The following is an 18,974-nucleotide window of genomic DNA, read 5'->3' on the forward strand; positions in this document are numbered from 1 at the left end:
TCTGTTAAGGATAGGAGTAGCTTTTCATCTTTTTTAGTGTTCCTTCATATAATGCAAGGCAGAAACAAAAGGAGGAACGACATTTGAACGGAAATGTGACGTATTATTTTGGACATGCATTGACTGGGCAAGGTGTGAAACATTTATATAAAGAAATGATGGAGGAAGCGGAGCTAGTTTATTTTTTACAAGGTGCCTCCACATCTAAAGGATCAGAACTATTGAAAGAGCTAGGTTATTTTTATGTTAAACAAGGCTTTGCTGTCGAATGGTTTAAGCATGCGTTATTAGAGGAAGTAGTCGAGGCTGTTTATGTAAAGGGTTGTAATAGACTGTATGTCTGGGCATCGGAATGGGGTATTGGGCCAACATTACTTGGTACGAAGCATCGTGTTATGTCTTTTTATGATTGCTTGGAAGATATCCAGCTTGAGAAAATAGGAGAGCAACTTGCTGAAGCAGTACAGGAACGTACGGCTTGGCGTGATAAATGTATTGCCAAGCTAAATCAAGCTATCAAGCTCCACGATGATTGGGAGGTTGTGACGCAAAGCTGCATGAATTGGCAGGCATTAAATGAACAGGTGGAAAATTTAAAATCGGAAGTCTTCCAATCTATTGTTTTAAATAAAACGGGTGAGCGAACACACCGTTTACTTGGAACATTGACTCCTAGAGGGGCAGAAAATACAGTGGAAAGCATAACGAAAAATATATCGACAAGATTAATGATTAAAGGTAAACCGGGTACAGGCAAATCCTCCTTGATGAAAGGTCTAGCAGACGAGGCGAATGCAAGGGGACTCGATGCACAAATTATATGGTGTGGCTTAGATGCAGGATCTGTTGATATGGTCATTATCCCTGAACTAAATTTCTGTATCTTTGATAGTACAGAACCTCATATTTTTAACCCACAGGATGGTCGATTAGGCGATAAGATATTTGATATAGGACAACATTGTGCGCTTACGGAAGAGGCAGAATTAGCAATTGAGGAAGTACGAGCGTGCTATAAAGAAGCCATGCAAGATGCGATGGGCTACTCAAAGCGTTATGCAGAGGCAGAATATACAGTGCGGCGTTTATTGGATAATTGCCTATCTGCCTCTTTGTGGCGAGAAAAAACAGCGTCATTATTCGAAAGATTAACAAAATAATTTAGCTATAGGCTTGCTTATGCTAAACTAGGAACTAGAACTGTTTTCCTAGGAAAGGATGATACGCTTGTCAAAAGTATTGAATGCATTTTTAGACGAAAACCTACAAGCCCTACATGAACAAGGCTTATACAATGAAATTGATCCAGTAGAGGGTGCAAATGGCCCGATAATACAGGTACGTGGCAAAAATCTTGTTAACTTATCTTCTAACAATTATCTAGGCTTAGCAACGAATGAAGAATTAAAGCGTATTGCCAAAGAAACGATTGAAAAATATGGTGTTGGGGCAGGTGCTGTTCGTACCATTAACGGGACACTGGACTTACACGTTAAATTAGAAGAAAAGCTTGCTGAATTTAAAGGAACTGAAGCAGCTATTTCTTATCAATCTGGCTTTAATTGTAACATGGCAGCTATTTCAGCTGTTATGGATAAAAATGATGCAATACTTTCTGATCAATTAAACCATGCCTCTATTATTGATGGTTGTCGTTTATCTAAGGCGAAAATCATTGCGTTTAATCACTCAGATATGGATGATTTACGTGCCAAGGCAAAAGCGGCAAAAGAATCTGGTTTATACAATAAAGTGATGGTTATTACGGATGGTGTATTCTCAATGGATGGCGACATTGCTAAATTGCCGGAGATTGTGGAAATTGCCAAAGAATTTGATTTAATTACTTATGTTGATGATGCACATGGTTCAGGTGTAACTGGTAAAGGCAAAGGAACTGTGAAGCACTTTGGACTTGAAAAAGAGATTGACTTCCAAATTGGTACACTATCAAAAGCAATTGGTGTTGTAGGGGGCTATGTAGCTGGTAAGAAGAATTTAATTGATTGGTTAAAAGTTCGCTCTCGTCCATTCTTGTTCTCAACTGCTTTACCACCAGGTGATGTGGCAGCCATTACAGCTGCTGTACAAATGCTAATTGATTCTACAGAGCTTCACGATAAGCTGTGGGATAATGGTAACTATTTAAAAGCGGGACTAGAGAAGCTTGGCTTTAATATTGGTGAATCTGAAACACCAATTACTCCTTGTATTATTGGAGATGAAAAGCTGACACAAGAGTTTTCAAAACGCTTATTTGAAGAAGGCGTTTATGCGAAATCAATCGTATTCCCAACCGTTCCTAAAGGTACAGGTCGTGTTCGTAATATGCCAACTGCAGCTCATACAAAAGAAATGCTTGATAATGCGTTAGCAATTTACGAAAAAGTTGGTCGTGAACTAGGTGTAATTCAATAATACGAAAAGGCTACCTCCACAGCTGAGGTAGCCTTTTTTAAAACGAGCGCTTCGTTCCAATTAAATTCTATAAAGTGATCTTTAAAATAAAGGGGTACTTATTTTGAGCTAATTACATGCGCTTTTTTTAGCTGTTGAACTTCATGATCAGTGATGTTTAATGCCTGCAAAATTTCTTCATTATGCTGTCCTAAAGTGGGCGCTGCACTAGTTAATTGTCCCGGTGTGCGTGAGAATTTTGCTGGGAAACCTAATGTCCTCATTGGCCCAGCAGTCGGATGGTCATAAGACAAGACCATGCCACGCTCTAAAATATGGGGATCATTCAATGTTTGGTCATAGGAATAGATTGGGCTAGATGGTACGCCGTGCTCATCTAAAAGCTCCAGCCAGTAGGTCGCTGGATGTTTCGCTAATTCGCTCTCTATTTCTACCTCTAAAGCTTTCACATGTTGGGCACGTGAATAGTTAGTAATAAAGAGGGGATTGTCTAACCAATCAGGACGTTTGACAACCTTTGTCGCAAAGATTTCCCACAGCTTTTGATTGCCAGCACCTAATAAAATATAGTCATCCTGTGTTTTAAAGCCTTGATAGGGTGCGGATACTCGATGGGCAGTTCCTGTTCGTTCTGGTAATTCGCCTTGACCAAAGTAGGCAGCAGCCTCCCAAACAGTCCAAGCAAGCCCTGACTCTACTAAAGAGACATCTATATATTGTCCCTCGCCACTGCGTAGCTTATAAATATAGGCCATTAAAATAGATTGTAAGGCCGTTTGGGCAGCAGCAATATCATTGACAGCAAAGCCAACTTTTACAGGCCGACCCTGCGCTTCGCCAGTCATATGCATTAAGCCACTTAAACCCTGTGCCATAATATCATAGCCACCTTTTTGGCTATAAGGACCCGTTTGTCCGTACCCAGAAATAGAGCAGTAAATGAGTCCGGGATTAAGAGCCTTTAAAGTATCATAATCTATACCTAGTTTTTCCGTAACACCTGGCCGGTAGTTTTCCACCAGCACATCTACAGACTGGATAAGCTCTTTGAATAAAGCCAAACCATCTGGCGTTTTTAAATTTATACAAACACCTTTTTTATTGCGATTAACCATCATATACATATGACTTTCTTCATTAATAAACGGACCCATTGCTCGGGTGTCGTCTCCGTTTGGATATTTCTCGATTTTTATGACTTCTGCGCCCATATCTGCTAAGACCATCGTACAATAAGGGCCAGCTAAAACTTGAGATAAATCTACAACTTTTAAACCGTCTAATGCTTGTTTCATTTGACCTCCATCCCATCATTTTTGACTAATGTAATCGTACGTAACCCTTCGATGGAGGTTGTGCCTGCTAATGCAATGGAAACCTTTAATTCATCATAGATATTTGTCATGACTCTTTCGACACCCTGTTGTCCTTCAAGGGCTAGACCATAGATGAAGGGCCGCCCAATTGCCACAGCATCAGCTCCTAAAGCAAGCGCCTTTAAGGCATCCATCCCGCGATATACACCGCTATCTAAAATAATAGGGATTTGTCCTTTGACAGCACTCACGATGGAGGGAAGGGCATCAAGTGACCCAATAACACCGTCTAATTGTCGGCCGCCATGGTTCGATACGATAATACCGTCAACCCCATTTACAATTGCTAGCTTTGCGTCTTCAGGATGTAGAATTCCCTTTAATAATATAGGGAGATTTGTACGCCGTTTTAATTCACGAACATGCTCCCAATTGAGTGTAGGGTGGAAGACATTTTGCAAGACGCCTTGTACATACGATTCAAATGAATCATTAGGCAAAGAAGCCATAAAGACAGGATCATTTTTGTAATTTCCTTTTGCGTAGCCTAGCTTTAATGGTGAAAATTGATTGCGTACATCTTCTTCTCGCCATCCAAGCATTACTGTATCGACTGTTAAAACAATGGCTTCAAAGCCTGCTGACTCTGCTCGTGCGGCCATACTAAATGCAATTTCCTCATTTGTAGACCAATACAATTGAAACCATTTTGTTGCTGAAGGGGCAGCTTCGGCAACATCTTCGAGTGCATAGGTGGAGACTGTGCTTTGAATATAGGGCATATTTAATTGCTGGGCAGCGCGTACAGCGGCAAGTTCACCTTCCTCGTGAACCATTCCGTTCATGCCTACAGGTGCAAAGAGCAATGGTGTTGGATATGTTTTTCCGAATAAATTAATGGATGTATGAACGTTTGAAACATCATTTAAAAAGCGGGGAACAATGGAGTACTTTTCAAAAGCTGAACGATTATTGCGTAATGTTTGTTCACCGCCAGCTCCTGAGCGAATGTAGCCGAATGGTCCGGCGGGAATTTTTTCAGCTACTGCTTTTTCTAAATCTGCAAAGCAAATGGGGAAGGGCGCTTGGGCAGTGATATTTTTTAAGAGTAGGTCACCATCAGTTGTATTTGTCATCGTTACTACCTCACTTATTTATTGAAAATAGGCTTTCTTTTATTTAAAAAAGCTTGAATACCTTCGTTATAATCATCAGAACTAAATGAATCGAGAATCAATTGAGCCAGTTCATCACTCTCTTCATTTTCACCATCCACAATAGCTTGAATTATTTTTTTACTACCTGCATTGGCAATAGGTGATTTCTTTAAAAGATGCTCTGCAAAATGCAAAGTGGCATTTTCAATTTCCTGCGGCTCATGAAGGGCAGTAATCAAACCAATGCTTTTTCCTTCCTCCGCTGTAAAAATGTTTGCTGTGTATAAAATCTCTTTAGCCTTCGCGACACCCACAATATTTATAAGTCGTTTAGTGCTTTCAAGATTATAGACAATCCCAATGTTCGCAGCGGTAATGCCAAGCTTACTCTTTGGTGTTGCCAATCTAAAGTCACATGCATTGGCTAACTCTAAGCCGCCGCCAATCGCTAAGCCCTGAATCATGGCAATCGTAGGATGTGGAAATTTATAGAGGACATCAATGGCCTTTAAAGCTAGATTATTATAGGCTTTAGCATTATCTGACGCATAGCGGGTATCTAAAAATTCACTAATATCTGCGCCTGAGGAAAAGGCGACTTCATTGACACCCCGTACAATTAATAGCTTGATAGACATATCTGTACGTAACTCTTCTAGCTCGTCTATGATCGCTTGGAACATTGCTCTCGATAAAGAATTCCGTTTGTCGGGACGGTTTAACACTAGCGTTGCGATATAGCCGTTTTTCTCTACATAAATCTCAGTTGCCATGGATATCTTCCTCCTAGTCTTTCTTCAATTTGGCTGAAATGCGATTGCCTATGGATTGTATGCTTTGTACAAGGATGATTAAAATAAACACCGTTGCATACATGACATCTACCTCGTAGCGTAAATGACCATAACGGTAAGCGAGGTCGCCTAAACCACCAGCACCAACCATTCCCGCCATTGCTGTTGCGCCAATCAATCCAATTGTAGCAATCGTTAAGCCTAAAATAATGGATGGGCGTGCTTCACGTAATAATACATGCCAAATGATATGGCGACGTTTAATACCCATGGCTGTGTAGGCTTCGATAACGCCAGAATCAACCTCTAAAAGCGCTGACTCCATCAGTCTTGCAATATAAGGAGCTGTATAAACTACAAGCGGAACAATAACGCCTTTAACACCAATCGTTGTACCGACGATAACCTTTGTAAAAGGTAAAATGAAGAATAGTAAGATGATGAATGGCACTGAACGGATAATATTGATGATTAAATTAAATAATTGATAGAAAAATTTATTTTCAAAGGATTGACCAGGTCGTGTTAAAACAATTAAAAGACCTAAAGGTATACCGATTAGAATGGAAAAGAATAATGAAATTCCGACCATTTGAAATGTTTCGATAATTGCTTTGCCAATAACCTCAGACCAATCATGAAAGAAATTATTCATGGAATTCTCCTCCTAACTCTTCAACAGTAACGCCATTCTCTGCAAAATAGGTTAGCGCTTTTTGAACAATGCTTGGCTCTCCGTTTAAATGCACCACAATATTACCGACAATGCCGTTTTTTAATTCAATAATATTGGCTGTTAGGATGTTTGGTTGTACATCATATACTTTGCTGACTTCAGCTAATAATGGCTTCCCAGTACTTTCCCCAAGAAATGTTAAACGAATGACGCTACCTGAAACATTTAGCTGCTCAATAAGAGAAGGAGTTAAGTTACGCTGTGAAATGGTACTTAAAAACTTTCTTGTAGTAGGGTGTTGGGGCTTTGCAAAGAGCTCAATAGCCGTACCAAATTCAACTACTTTCCCGGCCTCTAGAACAGATACCTCATCACATATTTTCTGAATAACATTCATTTCATGTGTAATCAGTAGGATTGTAATTCCTAATTCACGATTAATTTTTAACAATAGTTCAAGAATGGCCTCTGTCGTTTCAGGATCAAGGGCACTTGTTGCTTCATCACTAAGTAAAATCTCTGGCTCTTGCGCTAGAGCGCGTGCAATTGCGACACGTTGCTTTTGTCCACCTGAAAGCTGATTGGGGTAGCTATCTAGCTTTTCTGTTAAACCTACAATTTCGGCATATTTAGCCACACGATTTTGGACTTCTGTTTCGTTATAACCAAGTAGCTTTAAGGGAACCGCAATATTGTTATAAACTGTTGCTGTCTTTAAGAGATTAAAATGTTGAAAAATCATGCCAATCTTTTGCCGTGTTTGACGTAAGTCATGAAGTGAAAGGGTAGTAATATCCACATTATCAATCAAAACCTTGCCTGCTGAGGGACGCTCTAGTAAATTAACACAACGAATAAGCGTACTTTTACCGGCACCACTATACCCAATTACACCATGAATTTGTCCTTTTTTTACATGAAGATTAATTCCGTCCACTGCCTTAATACTGCCTTTTTTCGTCTTATATTCTTTTGATATATTTTGTAATTGAATCATCAGATTACTTGCTCCTTTCTTAGCTTCTAAAAAGCAAGAATCTGCGCGATTTCCATAGTGGACAATTGGCAGATTCTCAGCCTTATATCAGCTTTTGGCATGTATTACCAGATAGGGATTACAGAACCTTTGAATTCCTCTTCAATGAATTGGCGCACTTCATCAGACTGGTAAGCCTCAACGAATTTTTTAATTGTTGGGTCATTTTCATTTTCAGCACGAACGACAATGTAGTTCACATATGGAGAGTCAGTAGATTCTAAAAGAATAGAGTCCTCTTGTGGATTAATGCCAGCTTCCAGCGCAAAGTTCGTATTAATAGCAGCTACATCTACTTCACTAAGCTGCTTAGGAATTTGTGCGGCTTCTAATTCTATGAATTTTAAATTCTTTTTGTTTTCTTCCACGTCACGAACAGATGCTGTTAAGTCCGCTCCATCTTTTAATTTAATATAGCCTGCCTCTTGTAAAACAAAGAGAGCTCGCGCTCCATTTGTTGGGTCATTCGGTAAGCCAAATGTTGCGCCTTCAGGAACGTCATCCAATGATTTATATTTTTCAGAGTAAATCCCCATAGGATTTAAAATTGTTTTGCCAACTGGTACTAAATCTGTATCGTGATCTTTATTAAAAGTATCGAGGAAAGGTTTATGCTGATAGCTGTTTGCATCAAGATCTCCTTCAGCTAAGGATGTATTGGGTAAAACATAATCAGAAAAAGATTTTAGTTCTACTTCTAGCCCCTTTTCCTTTGCGACTTTAGCAGCTACCTCTGCAATTTGCTCATGAGGTCCTGAAGTGACACCCACGACAATTTTATTTTCATCGATAGCGTCGCTTTTTCCTGTACTATCTTCTTTAGAGCCACAGCCCGCTAGTGCTGCTACTAATGTAAGACTTGCTAAACCTACTAAAAATTTATTTTTCTTCTTCATGAAAACTACCTCCAAAAATTGTTTTATCGGTTTTTTGAAAATAAAAAAACTCTCTTATAAATTAAGAGAGGCTCATGAAAAAAAGTCCTCTCTTATCTATCAAACGAATTTCGTTTGCAGGATTTAGCACCTTCCTTCATAAAAGGAGGTTGCCGAGCTTCATAGGGCCAGTCCCTCAGCTACTCTTGATAAGAGATTCATATTATATTTTTGTATTTCCGATAGAACTAATATAATTTATAGGGTATAGTAAGTCAATAAATATTTTTGAAATTTTTTATATTGTTATAATATTTTGTCGCGAAGGAGGGGGAAGAATGCCAGTAAGAGTTAATTATGGCATAGGTTCATTTGGTAAGGTGATTAGTGCACGTCTTCTCATGGGGACAGACATCATTGAAGGAATAGAGGCACTTTGTGAAGAGAATAATATTGATTCAGCAACCATTATTAGTTGTATTGGTAGTTTTCAAAAAAGTAGCTTTGTTTATTTAGTACCCGATGAAACCTCCCACATTAAAGTTCGATTTAGTGATGTGGTAGAGAAAGAGGGGCCACTCGAGTTTATCCAAGGTTCAGGAGTGGTTTGTAAGCGTGATGCAGGATATGAAACGCATTTCCATGGTTCCATGAGTGATCAATGGGGAGTGGTTTCAGGCGGTCATTTTATAAAGGGCGGAAATATCGTCATAACAGCAGATGTAGTACTGGCAGAAGTGCAAGGCATTCAGCATATCCGTCAGATGGATGATGAAACAGGTCACGTACAATTTTATCCATTAGAACATGTGTTAGATTTTCCAAGGAAAATTGAAAAATAGTAAGTCCTGTAGCTAGTGAAAGCTACAGGACTCTATATGGTTACATGTTAAAATAATTTCAATTGCTCAATTCTTTGGATGGCCTCTCGTAAACGTTCCTCGCTTACAAGCAAGCCAATACGCACATAGCCTTCCCCATATTGACCAAAGCCATTACCTGCGGCTACTGCAATATCAGCTTTGTCGAGCAATATATCGGCGAATTGTTCGCTTGTAAAACCTAATGGGACAGGGAGCCAGGCAAAGAAGGAGCCTTTTGGTGCTGTTACTTGCCAGCCAATTCTATGCGCTTCTTCGATTAGAACATTTCGACGACGCTCATAGGTAGCTCTTAGCTCATCTGCACATTCCTGTGAAGCTGTAAGGGCAATAGCTGCTGCTTGTTGAATAGCTGGAAATTGACTACAAAACAAATGATCCTGAATAAGATTAATCGCAGCAATTAAATCAGCATTACCAACAGCAAAGCCTATACGCCAACCTGCCATATTATAAGTTTTTGATAATGTGTACATTTCGATTCCAACTTCTTTTGCGCCATTGGCCTGTAAAAAGCTAATAGGCTTATTGCCATCAAATCCAATTGCACCATATGCAAAATCATGTGATACGATGATATTATGCTCCTTAGCAAAGCGAACAGTTTCTTCAAAAAATTCAAGTGTTGCTGTACCACCCGTAGGATTATTTGGGTAATTTAAGTACAGTAACTTGGCCTTTTCCTTAACTTCTTTAGGTAGGGCATCATAATCAGGTAAGAAATGATTCTCAGCAAAAAGTGGCAACACTTCAAAATTTACATCACCTAATACAACACCTGATAAGTAGTCTGGATAGCCAGGGTCTGGTAATAGCATTGTATCCCCTGGATTTAACACAGCCAAAGGTAGCTCAACAAGACCAATTTTTGTGCCACCAAGAATCGCTACTTCAGTATCGGGATTAATCTCCACATCATATTCCCGTTTATAAAAGTCGGCAGCCGCTTGACGTAGTTCGGCGATACCACGAAATGGCGAATATTTGTGGTTTTGAGGATTTTCAGCTGCTCCCTGTAATGCTTGAATAATATGAGTAGGCGTAGGCTGGTCGGGATTTCCTTGACCAAGATTAATCACATCGCGTCCTTCTTCCAAGGCATTGTTTACTTTTTGGACAAGCGCCGCAAAAAATTGAGTGGGTAATTGCTGTAGTTTTTTCGAGAATTCCATGCATGATCACCTTTTTCAGAATATAATAATTATTATTAAAGAATATGAAGCAAATAGTATTACTTTTTTTGTTAATTGTCTATAGGAGGAATTATTATGAAAATCGGTTGTATTCAGTTAAACATTGGCTTCGGCAAAGTAGAAGAAAATTTTATACGGGCGGAGGACAAGATTCGTGAAGCAGCAAAACTAGGGGCAGAAATTATTGTGCTACCGGAAATGTGGAATACAGGCTACGCATTGGAGAAACTACCAGAATTGGCGGATGTCAATGGTGAGCGTTCAAAAGTATTTTTAGCTAACTTAGCGAAGGAGCTTAGTGTACATATTGTCGGTGGCTCCGTTTCCACAAAAAAGGACGACAAGTTTTACAATACGATGTATACATTTGATAACAATGGAGTACTTGTTGGGGAATATAGCAAGGCACATCTTTTTCGTTTAATGGACGAGCATCTTTATTTAGAGGCTGGAGATGATATGAATCGATTTGCGCTAGGACCAATTGAAGCGGCTGGTGTCATTTGCTATGATATTCGTTTCCCTGAGTGGTTACGTGCACATGCCCTCCAAGGAGCGAAGGTGCTGTTTGTACCAGCTCAATGGCCGACACCTAGAATTGATCATTGGAAAACATTGCTGCAAGCGCGAGCGATTGAAAACCAATGCTTTGTTATAGCAGTTAACCGTATTTCGAGAAAAGTAGAAAACTTTAATGGGCAATCGATGATTATTCAGCCATGGGGTGAAGTGCTTTGGGTTGGTGCTGAAGACGAGGAAGTTGCAGTAATTGATGTAGATTTCTCCATAGTTGATGAAGTACGTGGAAGAATTCCTGTATACGATGATCGTCGACCAGGACTTTATCAAGATGTTGTGGTGAAAGGATAATGAGATGGCACGTTGAAGGGGAGAGGCCTCTTGAACGTGCCTATTTTTTAACTCTTGTCATCAATTAAGGAGTTTGCAAGGAGCATAAATTCTAGAGTGATGCGATTATGACCCTTCATGAAATTTTCTCCGAGTAAACTTTCAAGCTTTTTTAAGCGGTGATACAGTGTTTGACGAACAATAAACAATTGGTTAGCCGTTTGCTGCTTGGAGCCGTTTGATTGTAAATAGACTTGTAATGTTTCAAGGAGCTTGCTGTTATATTTTTCATCATACTCAATAACTGGCTGTAAATAGTCATTTATAACTTCCTTTAAATTCACCTGCATTTGTAATTTATAGATTAAATGATACAAATGCAAATCGTCGTAAAAGAATGATGAAGCTTGCACCTTGCGGCAAATATATAATGTTTCTAAAGCAGTTTGATAGCTTTTGAAGATATCTTGTACATCTGCAACAACTTTACCAACTGCTATTTGAAACTCTTGAGTTTGCTGTTTTTTATAAAATTCAGTTTTAGGAAGCGAGGTGAAGATGCTATTTAGTATTTCACGAATCGCTCGACAATCTTTGGCATGAAGTAAAATAAAAATGACATAGCTTTTTCTTTCGAATAAAAACGGGATAAAGCCATGCTGTTCAAAGAGATTACGGTAATAAAGTTTACTATAGACAATATCCTCCTGCGCTTTCATGACTGTACTAGGAGTGGCCAAAATAAAGACAACGCCACTAGATTGTGAAAAGTTGGTATAGTGGGAAACGATAAATTTATAGATTTCTTCCTTGGATAGCTTTTGGTCGATCCAATCAGCTAAAATTGAGGCGTCCTCAATATTCTTTTTCTCCTCAATATAGAACTCTCGCATTAATAATTGTGCTAATGCTGTTGCTGTACGGTCTAAAATTAATAATTCAAACTCTGAAAATAGACCATCTTCACGGAATAAGGTTAAATCTGCATAATGCTGATCAAAAATATAGATGGGCTCATGTTTAAATTGCTGAGCATATTTATTCAATGCTAATAATTGCTGACGTTTACTTTTAGTCATATTAGGATATAAGACGGGTTCCCGTCCCTTAATAGAAAACATAATTTGTGTTTTTAATTCGATATACATATTTTGTAAGATGTCTTCCGTATTTTGTCCTAACACCGTATTTTTATTTAAAGTTTGTGAGTAGGATTCTAGTGTCGAAACCATTAAATACTGCTGATTTATAATTTGACTATGTAAATCCTGTGTAATGCGAACAAAAGGAACCGCTTCATGAAAAACAATAATCGGGAACTGATGACGATTTGCAATAGCAAGTATTGCTTCTGGAACTGCTTGAATAGAAGAGCCATACTCAATACAAAGGGCAGCACAATTTTTTTCAATTAAGGATTCAATAAACGTCATAAAATCTTCAATGCCATGTTGAAGACTGATCCCCGTCGTTAACACCAGCTCTTCTCCAACTAAAAAATTATCTACATGGACTATTTCAAGAACATGTGCCCACTTTACGATTCTTAATAACCCCTCATGACCTGCAACTACCTCTGCATTCTGAAAGTATTTATTGTCTAAAACATGAAGTACTTTAAGTTGGAATTGGCTCAATATAGCTCCTCCTTTGGAAACATCTTTTATGACTTTTTTATCTATTATTGCTGTTTACTGTTATTAAATAGCTAGAAAACTAAATAAAGTAATATTTTAAGAATATTTAGTCTATTTTACATTATGTTTAAAACAATTGTATAGAAATTTACAGTTTGTCTATTACTTCAACGATATGAAACATGTAAGATTTTTGTAAGCGATAATCCAATCTAATAAAAGAGGTGTCAGATATGGAGCAACAAACGCATTTACAAAGAGGATTAAAGAAACGGCATATGACGATGATCGCGATAGCGGGTGTAATTGGGGCTGGCTTATTTATGGGCAGTGGCTCAGTCATTAACTTGGCGGGTCCAGGAGCAATTTTGTCGTATATATTTGCAGGAATTATTGTCATCTTAGTGATGCGTATGCTAGGTGAGATGGCGGCTGTCAATCCAACAAGTGGGTCGTTTGCACACTATGCACATGAAGCAATTGGTCCATGGGCAGGCTTTATGATTGGTTGGCTGTATTGGTTTTTCTGGGTCATTGCTATCGCATTAGAGGCAACGGCAGCAGCGGCGATTATTCAATATTGGTATGACGGAATTCCTTTATGGCTCTTAAGTTTACTTTTAACAGTAGCACTTACTTTAACAAATGTTCTTTCTGTAAAAGCCTTTGGCGAATTTGAATATTGGTTCTCTCTTATTAAGGTTGCAAGTATAGTAGTTTTTTTAGGTCTAGGCGCATTTATTATTTTTGGTATAGCACCAAACTTTAACGCTGTTGGTCTGACGAATCTAGTTGAGCAGGGTGGATTTTTACCAAACGGCTTTGGCGCTGTATTAATGGGTGTTGTCATTGTTATTTTTTCTTTTATGGGGACAGAGATTGTGGCTATCGCTGCTGGTGAGTCAGATGAACCGTTAGCAGCTGTCACAAAAGCTACGAATTCGATTACTTGGCGCATTTTAATTTTCTATGTAGGCTCAATAACAGTTGTTGTGACGTTATTGCCTTGGCACTCCTCTGATATTTTAACAAGCCCTTATGTAGCAGTGCTAGATTATATTGGTATTCCTGCCGCTGCACAAATTATGAATTTTGTTGTTTTAACAGCTGTGCTATCGTGTTTAAATTCTGCACTTTATGCAACATCACGAATGGTATTTTCTTTAGCAGAGAAGGGGGAGGCACCGAAAGCTTTTTTAAAATTAAATAAAAATGGTGCACCAGTGAATGCAATTTTAGCCGCAACATTTTTCTCTTATATTGCCGTTATTATGAATTATGTTTCACCTGATAAAGTATTTATGTTTTTGCTAAGCTCTTGTAGTGCTATTACTTTGATTCTTTATTTAATCATCGCCTTTTCACAATTGAAAATGCGTAGAAAGATTGAACGCGAAAATCCTGAGCTACTGAAGGTGAAGATGTGGCTATTTCCTTATCTAACGTATTTCACCATAGTAGCTACAACTGCCTTATTAATGGCCATGTTCTTTATTGAGTCTATGCGCTCACAAATTCTATTTACATGTGTTGTCGTTGCCGTGGTCATGATTTTTTATTTACTTACGCAAAGAAATAAGGTGATAAAACAGGTCGATGAATCAAGCTCTATTTTTAACAAAGACGAATTTGATTTTGAACAATAATCCCATGTAAGGAGAGGTTAAATGATGACAGTACAACAAAAAATGAAAACGCTAACACATTTTATCAAAGGGGAAGAGGTAGCTGGTACTAGTGGGAGATTTTCAGATGTGTATAATCCAACAACAGGTGAAACGATAGCGAGAGTACCGCTTGCTTCAAAAGACGAAGTACAGCAGGCCATTCAACAGGCTAAGGAAGCCTTTCCTGCATGGAAAAAGATGTCCATTGGGAAGAGGGTTGAGGTTGTACATCGATTCCGACAATTGTTAGTAACAAAGCAGGAAGAGCTTATTGAAGTGATTTGTCAGGAAAGCGGGAAAACTAAAGAGGATGCGAAGGGCGAAATTATTCGAGGGATTGAATCGGTAGATATGGCGATTAGTGCCCCACAATTACTAAAAGGGGAGTATTCCGTCAATGTAGGTGGCAATATTAATGCTTTTTCTGCCAAATCACCACTCGGTGTAGTGGCAACGATTGCGCCTTTTAATTTCCCTGTTATGGTCCCTTTAGCTATTACAAGTATGGCTGTGGCAGTAGGGAATGCTGTTATTTTAAAGCCATCTGAACGTGTTCCTCATTCTGCATTATTTTTAAGTCAATTATGGAAAGAGGCGGGACTCCCTGATGGTATTTGGACAGTAGTGAATGGCGATAAAGAAGCGGTCAATGAGCTTCTAGAAAACAAAGAGATTCAAGCCATTTCCTTTGTAGGCTCTACGCCAGTAGCCGAATATATTTATCAAACGGGAACAAAGCATAATAAACGTGTGGCTGCTTTTGGTGGTGGTAAGAATTTTATGATTGTTATGCCAGATGCCAACTTGGAGCAAACTGCGAACGCCTTTTTAGGTGCTGCATACGGGGCAGCATCACAGCGCTGTATGGCGATTTCTGGAGCGCTTGTTGTTGGTCAAGATACCGAGCAGCGTTTTACAGACATATTGAAGCAGAAGATTTCACAGCTAAAGATAGGTCCTTATACAGAAGATGATGTCGATTTTGGTCCAGTTATTAGCCAACAATCGAAGGAAACGATTATCAGCTATATTGATGGGGCTGTTAATGAGGGGGCAAACCTTGTCATTGACGGACGAAATCCTAAAGTATGCGAAACATCTAATGGTTTTTATGTTGGACCAACACTACTCAATAATATTACGCCTGATATGACTATCTTCAAAGAGGAGGTATTTGGTCCAGCCCGCATAGTAGTGGGTGTAGAGACATTACAAGAAGCTATTGAATTAATTAATGACCATGAACTTGGTAATGGTGTAACGATGTTTACCAGCAGTGGTGCAGCAGCTCGTAAATTCCAAGAAGAGATTGAAGTGGGCATGGTAGGGGTTAATGTACCGATTCCAATTCCTGTCGGCTACCATAATTTCGGGGGATGGAAGCGCTCTAAGTTTGGTGAAGGGCATATGTTTGGTCCGGATCAAGCGAGATTTTTTACAAAGGCTAAAACAATCTCGGAGCGTTGGCCAGATGAAATGGAAGATGCAACAAGCTCCTTTGCCTTCCCAAGTAATAACGATGCAAAAAGCTAATCTACTGAAAAAATAAATGAGAGGGTGTTCGGCAATGACACAGATCAATCTTAAAAGTGATGTTTTAACAAAGGATGAGCAATATGTATGGCATTCAATGAAACCCTACAATCCACAAGCAACCTATGTAGTGGAAAAATCAGATGGTGCAAGAATAATAGATACAGATGGCATCGAATATATTGATGCCATGGCTGGGCTATGGTGTGTAAATGTGGGCTATGGACGTAAGGAACTGGCAGATGCCGCACATGAGCAAATGATGAAGAATGCCTATGCACCATTATCGCAGGGACATTTACCAGCCGTACAGCTAGGTGAAAAACTAAATGACTTGCTTGGTGGGGAGTACGTTATTTTCTTCTCTAATAGTGGATCAGAAGCGAATGAAACAGCTTTTAAAATAGCACGACAATATCACCAGCAAAAAGGGCAAAGCTCCCGCTATAAGATTGTCTCTCGCTACCGCGCCTACCATGGAAATTCCTTTGGGGCATTAGCAGCAACAGGGCAAGCGGAACGGAAATATAAATACGAGCCTCTGTCTCCTGGCTTTATCCATGTTGCACCGCCTGATCAATACCGTGAACATGAAGATGATGCTATTGCGCCATTAGATTTAGCCAGCGTAAGGGCTGTCGATAAAACGATGACATGGGAACTGAGTGATACGATTGCAGCCATGATTTTAGAGCCAATTATAACAGGTGGCGGCGTCATTATGCCTCCTGAAAACTATTTAAAAGGCATAGAGGAAGTATGTAAAAAGCATGGTGCTTTAATGATAGTGGATGAAGTTATTTGTGGCTTTGGTCGAACAGGTAAGCCATTTGGATTTATGAATTATGGTGTGAAACCAGATATTATTACAATGGCTAAAGGGATTACGAGTGCATACTTACCATTATCAGCAACTGCCGTAAAGCGTGAGATTTATGAGGCTTTCACTGGCACAGATGCCTATGGCTATTTCCGCCATGTCAATACATTTGGGGGCTCTCCAGTGGCATGTGCAGTTGCATTAAAAAATATTGAAATTCTAGAGCAAGAAGCATTGTTCGACCGCTCCAAGGAGATGGGGAAGGCCACATTACAAACATTGCAAGAAAATTTACAGGATCATCCGAATGTAGGAGATGTGCGGGGCAGAGGTTTATTAATTGGAATTGAGTTAGTAGTAGATAAAGTCTCGAAAGAACCTTTACCAGTGGAGAAGGTAAATGCTGTTATTGCTGCATGCAAAGAACAAGGGGTGATTATTGGGAAAAATGGGGCAACAGTAGCCGGCTTTAATAATGTTCTGACACTATCACCACCACTAAATATTGTGCAAGCAGATCTTCAGCGCATACTTGATGTGGTCGTTGAGAGTTTAAAGAAGCTTTAATAAATACTATTGGTTCTAAAGGACTCTAAATAAGAGCTTTTAGAACCTTTTTATGAAATCAGAAAAAGGTTCAATCAATAAAATAACAATCAATTTATGTAAAATAATACTGGAAAAAGGTGAACTGTAGTTTATAAAATTTTTTTTGATAATTATCTATCAAAAGTGTCCTGGCGAGGGATATTCTTTTAATTACTTCTTTTTAAACGAACAATCAATCAGAATAATCCCTTTTTATCTAGCAAGTAGAGAAAATCCTTCTCTACTTGCATCTCTTAGTCTTCTCTTTTAAACATATACCCCTTATAGGATTTATGAATAATCATGACAATTCCCATTAGCATGAAATTTGACAAAAGTGAGCTGCCCCCGTAGCTTAAAAAAGGCAAAGTAACTCCCGTGACTGGTAAAAGTCCAAGGGTCATGCCAATATTTTGAGTAATTTGGAAGGCTAGTAAGCTTGATATTCCTGCGCCCATTAATGTCATAAAAGGGTCTTTTGCTTCAACTGTAATAAGCACAATCCTGTAGATGACAAAAAACAGTAAAGCAATGACGAATGCACCGCCAGCAAACCCTAATTCCTCAGCAATAGTAGAAAAAATAAAATCAGTATGTTTTTCTGGTACATAAACATTGTTATTCAGATAGCCTTTTCCGATAAATTCACCCGATCCAATGGCTAAAAAGCCCTGGCGTACTTGAAACGAAGAATCTATGTAATCATAAGGCTGCAGCCAACCATAAATACGAGATACTTGATGTCCTGATAGGGCACCTAAAATTTTTTCCGTGAAAAAATCATTAAATCTGACATAAAGTACTACAACTGTACTGATAAGAACTAGAGGAATGGCCGTAAACACAATCAGTAACTTTCTATGAATACCCGAAAAAAGTATCATGGGTAGAATCATTGCCATGTATAACATAACCATGCCTGTGTCGGGTTGTTTATAAACAAGGAGCGATGGAGGAAGGACGATGAGTCCGATTTTTACTAATAGCCATAAATCAGCTAGATAAGAGGGGCGTCCATTTTTCTCTTGATGAGAGATAATGACTTTACTCACAACAATTAAAAAGGCGAATTTTAAGAACTCAGATGGCTGAAGGGAGCCTAGAAATGGTATTTGATACCAAGATTTAGCCTCGTTTATCGTCCGTGCAATACTTTCTGGTGCTACTATGAGTCCAGCAGTTAATGCTACGGCTAATCCATAAAACGGCCATCCAATCTTTTTTAATTGTTCAATATCAAGTAAGGAAATCCCAAACATGATCATAAACCCAATGAGATAAAAGATAAATTGCTTCATAATGAAGGAACTGGTATATTGTCCGAAATTGACACTGCTAGAATGGACAAAAAGACAGCTAAAACCTCCAATGAAAAAGAGGCTCACAACTAAACTTCCATCCAATTTCTTAAGCTGCGACAAATGTAACACCTTCTTTCTATAGTTAATATTATAAACGCTGGTAATGTGTGGAAGGTTGCAACTATTTACATGATGCAAATAAAGGATATTTGTACATGTTGATTTGTACGGTA

At 38.9% G+C, this 18,974-nt stretch carries 16 protein-coding genes and 1 riboswitch; of the genes, 7 read left to right on the plus strand and 9 right to left on the minus strand.

Annotation, left to right across the window (positions count from 1 at the left end; all coding sequences use genetic code 11):
- Nucleotides 1-83: 83 nt before the first annotated feature.
- Nucleotides 84-1,160 (plus strand): nucleotide kinase, encoded by a 1,077-nt coding sequence (locus AC3CH7_RS21715; protein WP_036160713.1) that lies wholly within the window; start codon nucleotides 84-86, stop codon nucleotides 1,158-1,160.
- Between the two features lie 58 nt (nucleotides 1,161-1,218).
- The gene (locus AC3CH7_RS21720) at nucleotides 1,219-2,418 is read left to right on the plus strand and encodes a glycine C-acetyltransferase (RefSeq protein ID WP_012292670.1); all 1,200 of its coding nucleotides are present in this window, start codon (nucleotides 1,219-1,221) and stop codon (nucleotides 2,416-2,418) included.
- Between the two features lie 98 nt (nucleotides 2,419-2,516).
- On the opposite strand, the gene AC3CH7_RS21725 is transcribed toward AC3CH7_RS21720, so the two are convergent.
- The 6 genes from AC3CH7_RS21725 to AC3CH7_RS21750 all read right to left on the minus strand — a co-directional run bounded on the left by AC3CH7_RS21725 (nucleotide 2,517) and on the right by AC3CH7_RS21750 (nucleotide 8,293).
- The gene (locus tag AC3CH7_RS21725; RefSeq protein WP_012292671.1) at nucleotides 2,517-3,713 is read right to left on the minus strand and encodes a CaiB/BaiF CoA transferase family protein; all 1,197 of its coding nucleotides are present in this window, start codon (nucleotides 3,711-3,713) and stop codon (nucleotides 2,517-2,519) included.
- Complete coding sequence (locus AC3CH7_RS21730; RefSeq protein WP_488381881.1) at nucleotides 3,710-4,870, minus strand: alpha-hydroxy acid oxidase; 1,161 nt, start codon at nucleotides 4,868-4,870, stop codon at nucleotides 3,710-3,712. The genes AC3CH7_RS21725 and AC3CH7_RS21730 overlap by 4 nt, the downstream gene beginning before the upstream one ends.
- Nucleotides 4,871-4,884: 14 nt before the next feature.
- Nucleotides 4,885-5,664: an enoyl-CoA hydratase/isomerase family protein gene (locus AC3CH7_RS21735; RefSeq protein ID WP_488381882.1), complete on the minus strand. Its 780-nt coding sequence runs from the start codon at nucleotides 5,662-5,664 to the stop codon at nucleotides 4,885-4,887.
- A 13-nt stretch (nucleotides 5,665-5,677) separates the two neighbouring features.
- Nucleotides 5,678-6,340 carry a methionine ABC transporter permease gene (locus tag AC3CH7_RS21740; protein ID WP_031418426.1) on the minus strand — a complete coding sequence of 221 codons (663 nt, stop codon included), beginning with the start codon at nucleotides 6,338-6,340 and terminating at the stop codon, nucleotides 5,678-5,680.
- A complete protein-coding gene (locus AC3CH7_RS21745; RefSeq protein WP_012292675.1) occupies nucleotides 6,333-7,358 on the minus strand; it encodes a methionine ABC transporter ATP-binding protein in 1,026 nt (341 codons plus the stop codon). Before AC3CH7_RS21745 ends, AC3CH7_RS21740 begins: the two co-directional genes overlap by 8 nt.
- Nucleotides 7,359-7,462: 104 nt before the next feature.
- Entirely contained in the window at nucleotides 7,463-8,293 is an 831-nt protein-coding gene (locus tag AC3CH7_RS21750; RefSeq protein WP_488381883.1) for a MetQ/NlpA family ABC transporter substrate-binding protein, read from the minus strand.
- 89 nt (nucleotides 8,294-8,382) lie between these two features.
- A riboswitch (SAM riboswitch) is annotated at nucleotides 8,383-8,488 on the minus strand.
- Between the two features lie 122 nt (nucleotides 8,489-8,610).
- Here AC3CH7_RS21750 and AC3CH7_RS21755 point away from each other — a divergent pair.
- Entirely contained in the window at nucleotides 8,611-9,114 is a 504-nt protein-coding gene (locus AC3CH7_RS21755) for a PPC domain-containing DNA-binding protein (RefSeq protein WP_031418427.1), read from the plus strand.
- Between the two features lie 47 nt (nucleotides 9,115-9,161).
- On the opposite strand, the gene AC3CH7_RS21760 is transcribed toward AC3CH7_RS21755, so the two are convergent.
- Complete coding sequence (locus AC3CH7_RS21760; protein WP_012292678.1) at nucleotides 9,162-10,325, minus strand: pyridoxal phosphate-dependent aminotransferase; 1,164 nt, start codon at nucleotides 10,323-10,325, stop codon at nucleotides 9,162-9,164.
- A 96-nt stretch (nucleotides 10,326-10,421) separates the two neighbouring features.
- On the opposite strand from AC3CH7_RS21760, the gene AC3CH7_RS21765 reads away from it, so the two are divergent.
- Nucleotides 10,422-11,216 carry a carbon-nitrogen family hydrolase gene (locus AC3CH7_RS21765; RefSeq protein WP_036166803.1) on the plus strand — a complete coding sequence of 265 codons (795 nt, stop codon included), beginning with the start codon at nucleotides 10,422-10,424 and terminating at the stop codon, nucleotides 11,214-11,216.
- A gap of 47 nt (nucleotides 11,217-11,263) precedes the next feature.
- Here the strand turns inward: AC3CH7_RS21765 and AC3CH7_RS21770 are convergent, their stop codons facing one another.
- Nucleotides 11,264-12,832, minus strand: coding sequence for a PucR family transcriptional regulator (locus AC3CH7_RS21770; RefSeq protein ID WP_012292680.1), 1,569 nt, complete (start codon nucleotides 12,830-12,832; stop codon nucleotides 11,264-11,266).
- Between the two features lie 233 nt (nucleotides 12,833-13,065).
- On the opposite strand from AC3CH7_RS21770, the gene AC3CH7_RS21775 reads away from it, so the two are divergent.
- The 3 genes from AC3CH7_RS21775 to AC3CH7_RS21785 are packed head-to-tail and all read left to right on the plus strand — an operon-like array spanning nucleotide 13,066 to nucleotide 17,419.
- Nucleotides 13,066-14,478 (plus strand): amino acid permease, encoded by a 1,413-nt coding sequence (locus AC3CH7_RS21775; RefSeq protein WP_012292681.1) that lies wholly within the window; start codon nucleotides 13,066-13,068, stop codon nucleotides 14,476-14,478.
- Between the two features lie 24 nt (nucleotides 14,479-14,502).
- On the plus strand, nucleotides 14,503-16,032 hold the full coding sequence (locus tag AC3CH7_RS21780) for a CoA-acylating methylmalonate-semialdehyde dehydrogenase (protein ID WP_488381884.1): 1,530 nt from the start codon (nucleotides 14,503-14,505) through the stop codon (nucleotides 16,030-16,032).
- 34 nt (nucleotides 16,033-16,066) lie between these two features.
- The gene (locus tag AC3CH7_RS21785) at nucleotides 16,067-17,419 is read left to right on the plus strand and encodes an aminotransferase (RefSeq protein WP_488381885.1); all 1,353 of its coding nucleotides are present in this window, start codon (nucleotides 16,067-16,069) and stop codon (nucleotides 17,417-17,419) included.
- 275 nt (nucleotides 17,420-17,694) lie between these two features.
- Here the strand turns inward: AC3CH7_RS21785 and AC3CH7_RS21790 are convergent, their stop codons facing one another.
- Nucleotides 17,695-18,861, minus strand: a complete 1,167-nt coding sequence (locus AC3CH7_RS21790; protein WP_031418432.1) for an FtsW/RodA/SpoVE family cell cycle protein — start codon at nucleotides 18,859-18,861, stop codon at nucleotides 17,695-17,697.
- Nucleotides 18,862-18,974: the final 113 nt, after the last annotated feature.

This window comes from Lysinibacillus sp. F12 (assembly GCF_057773605.1).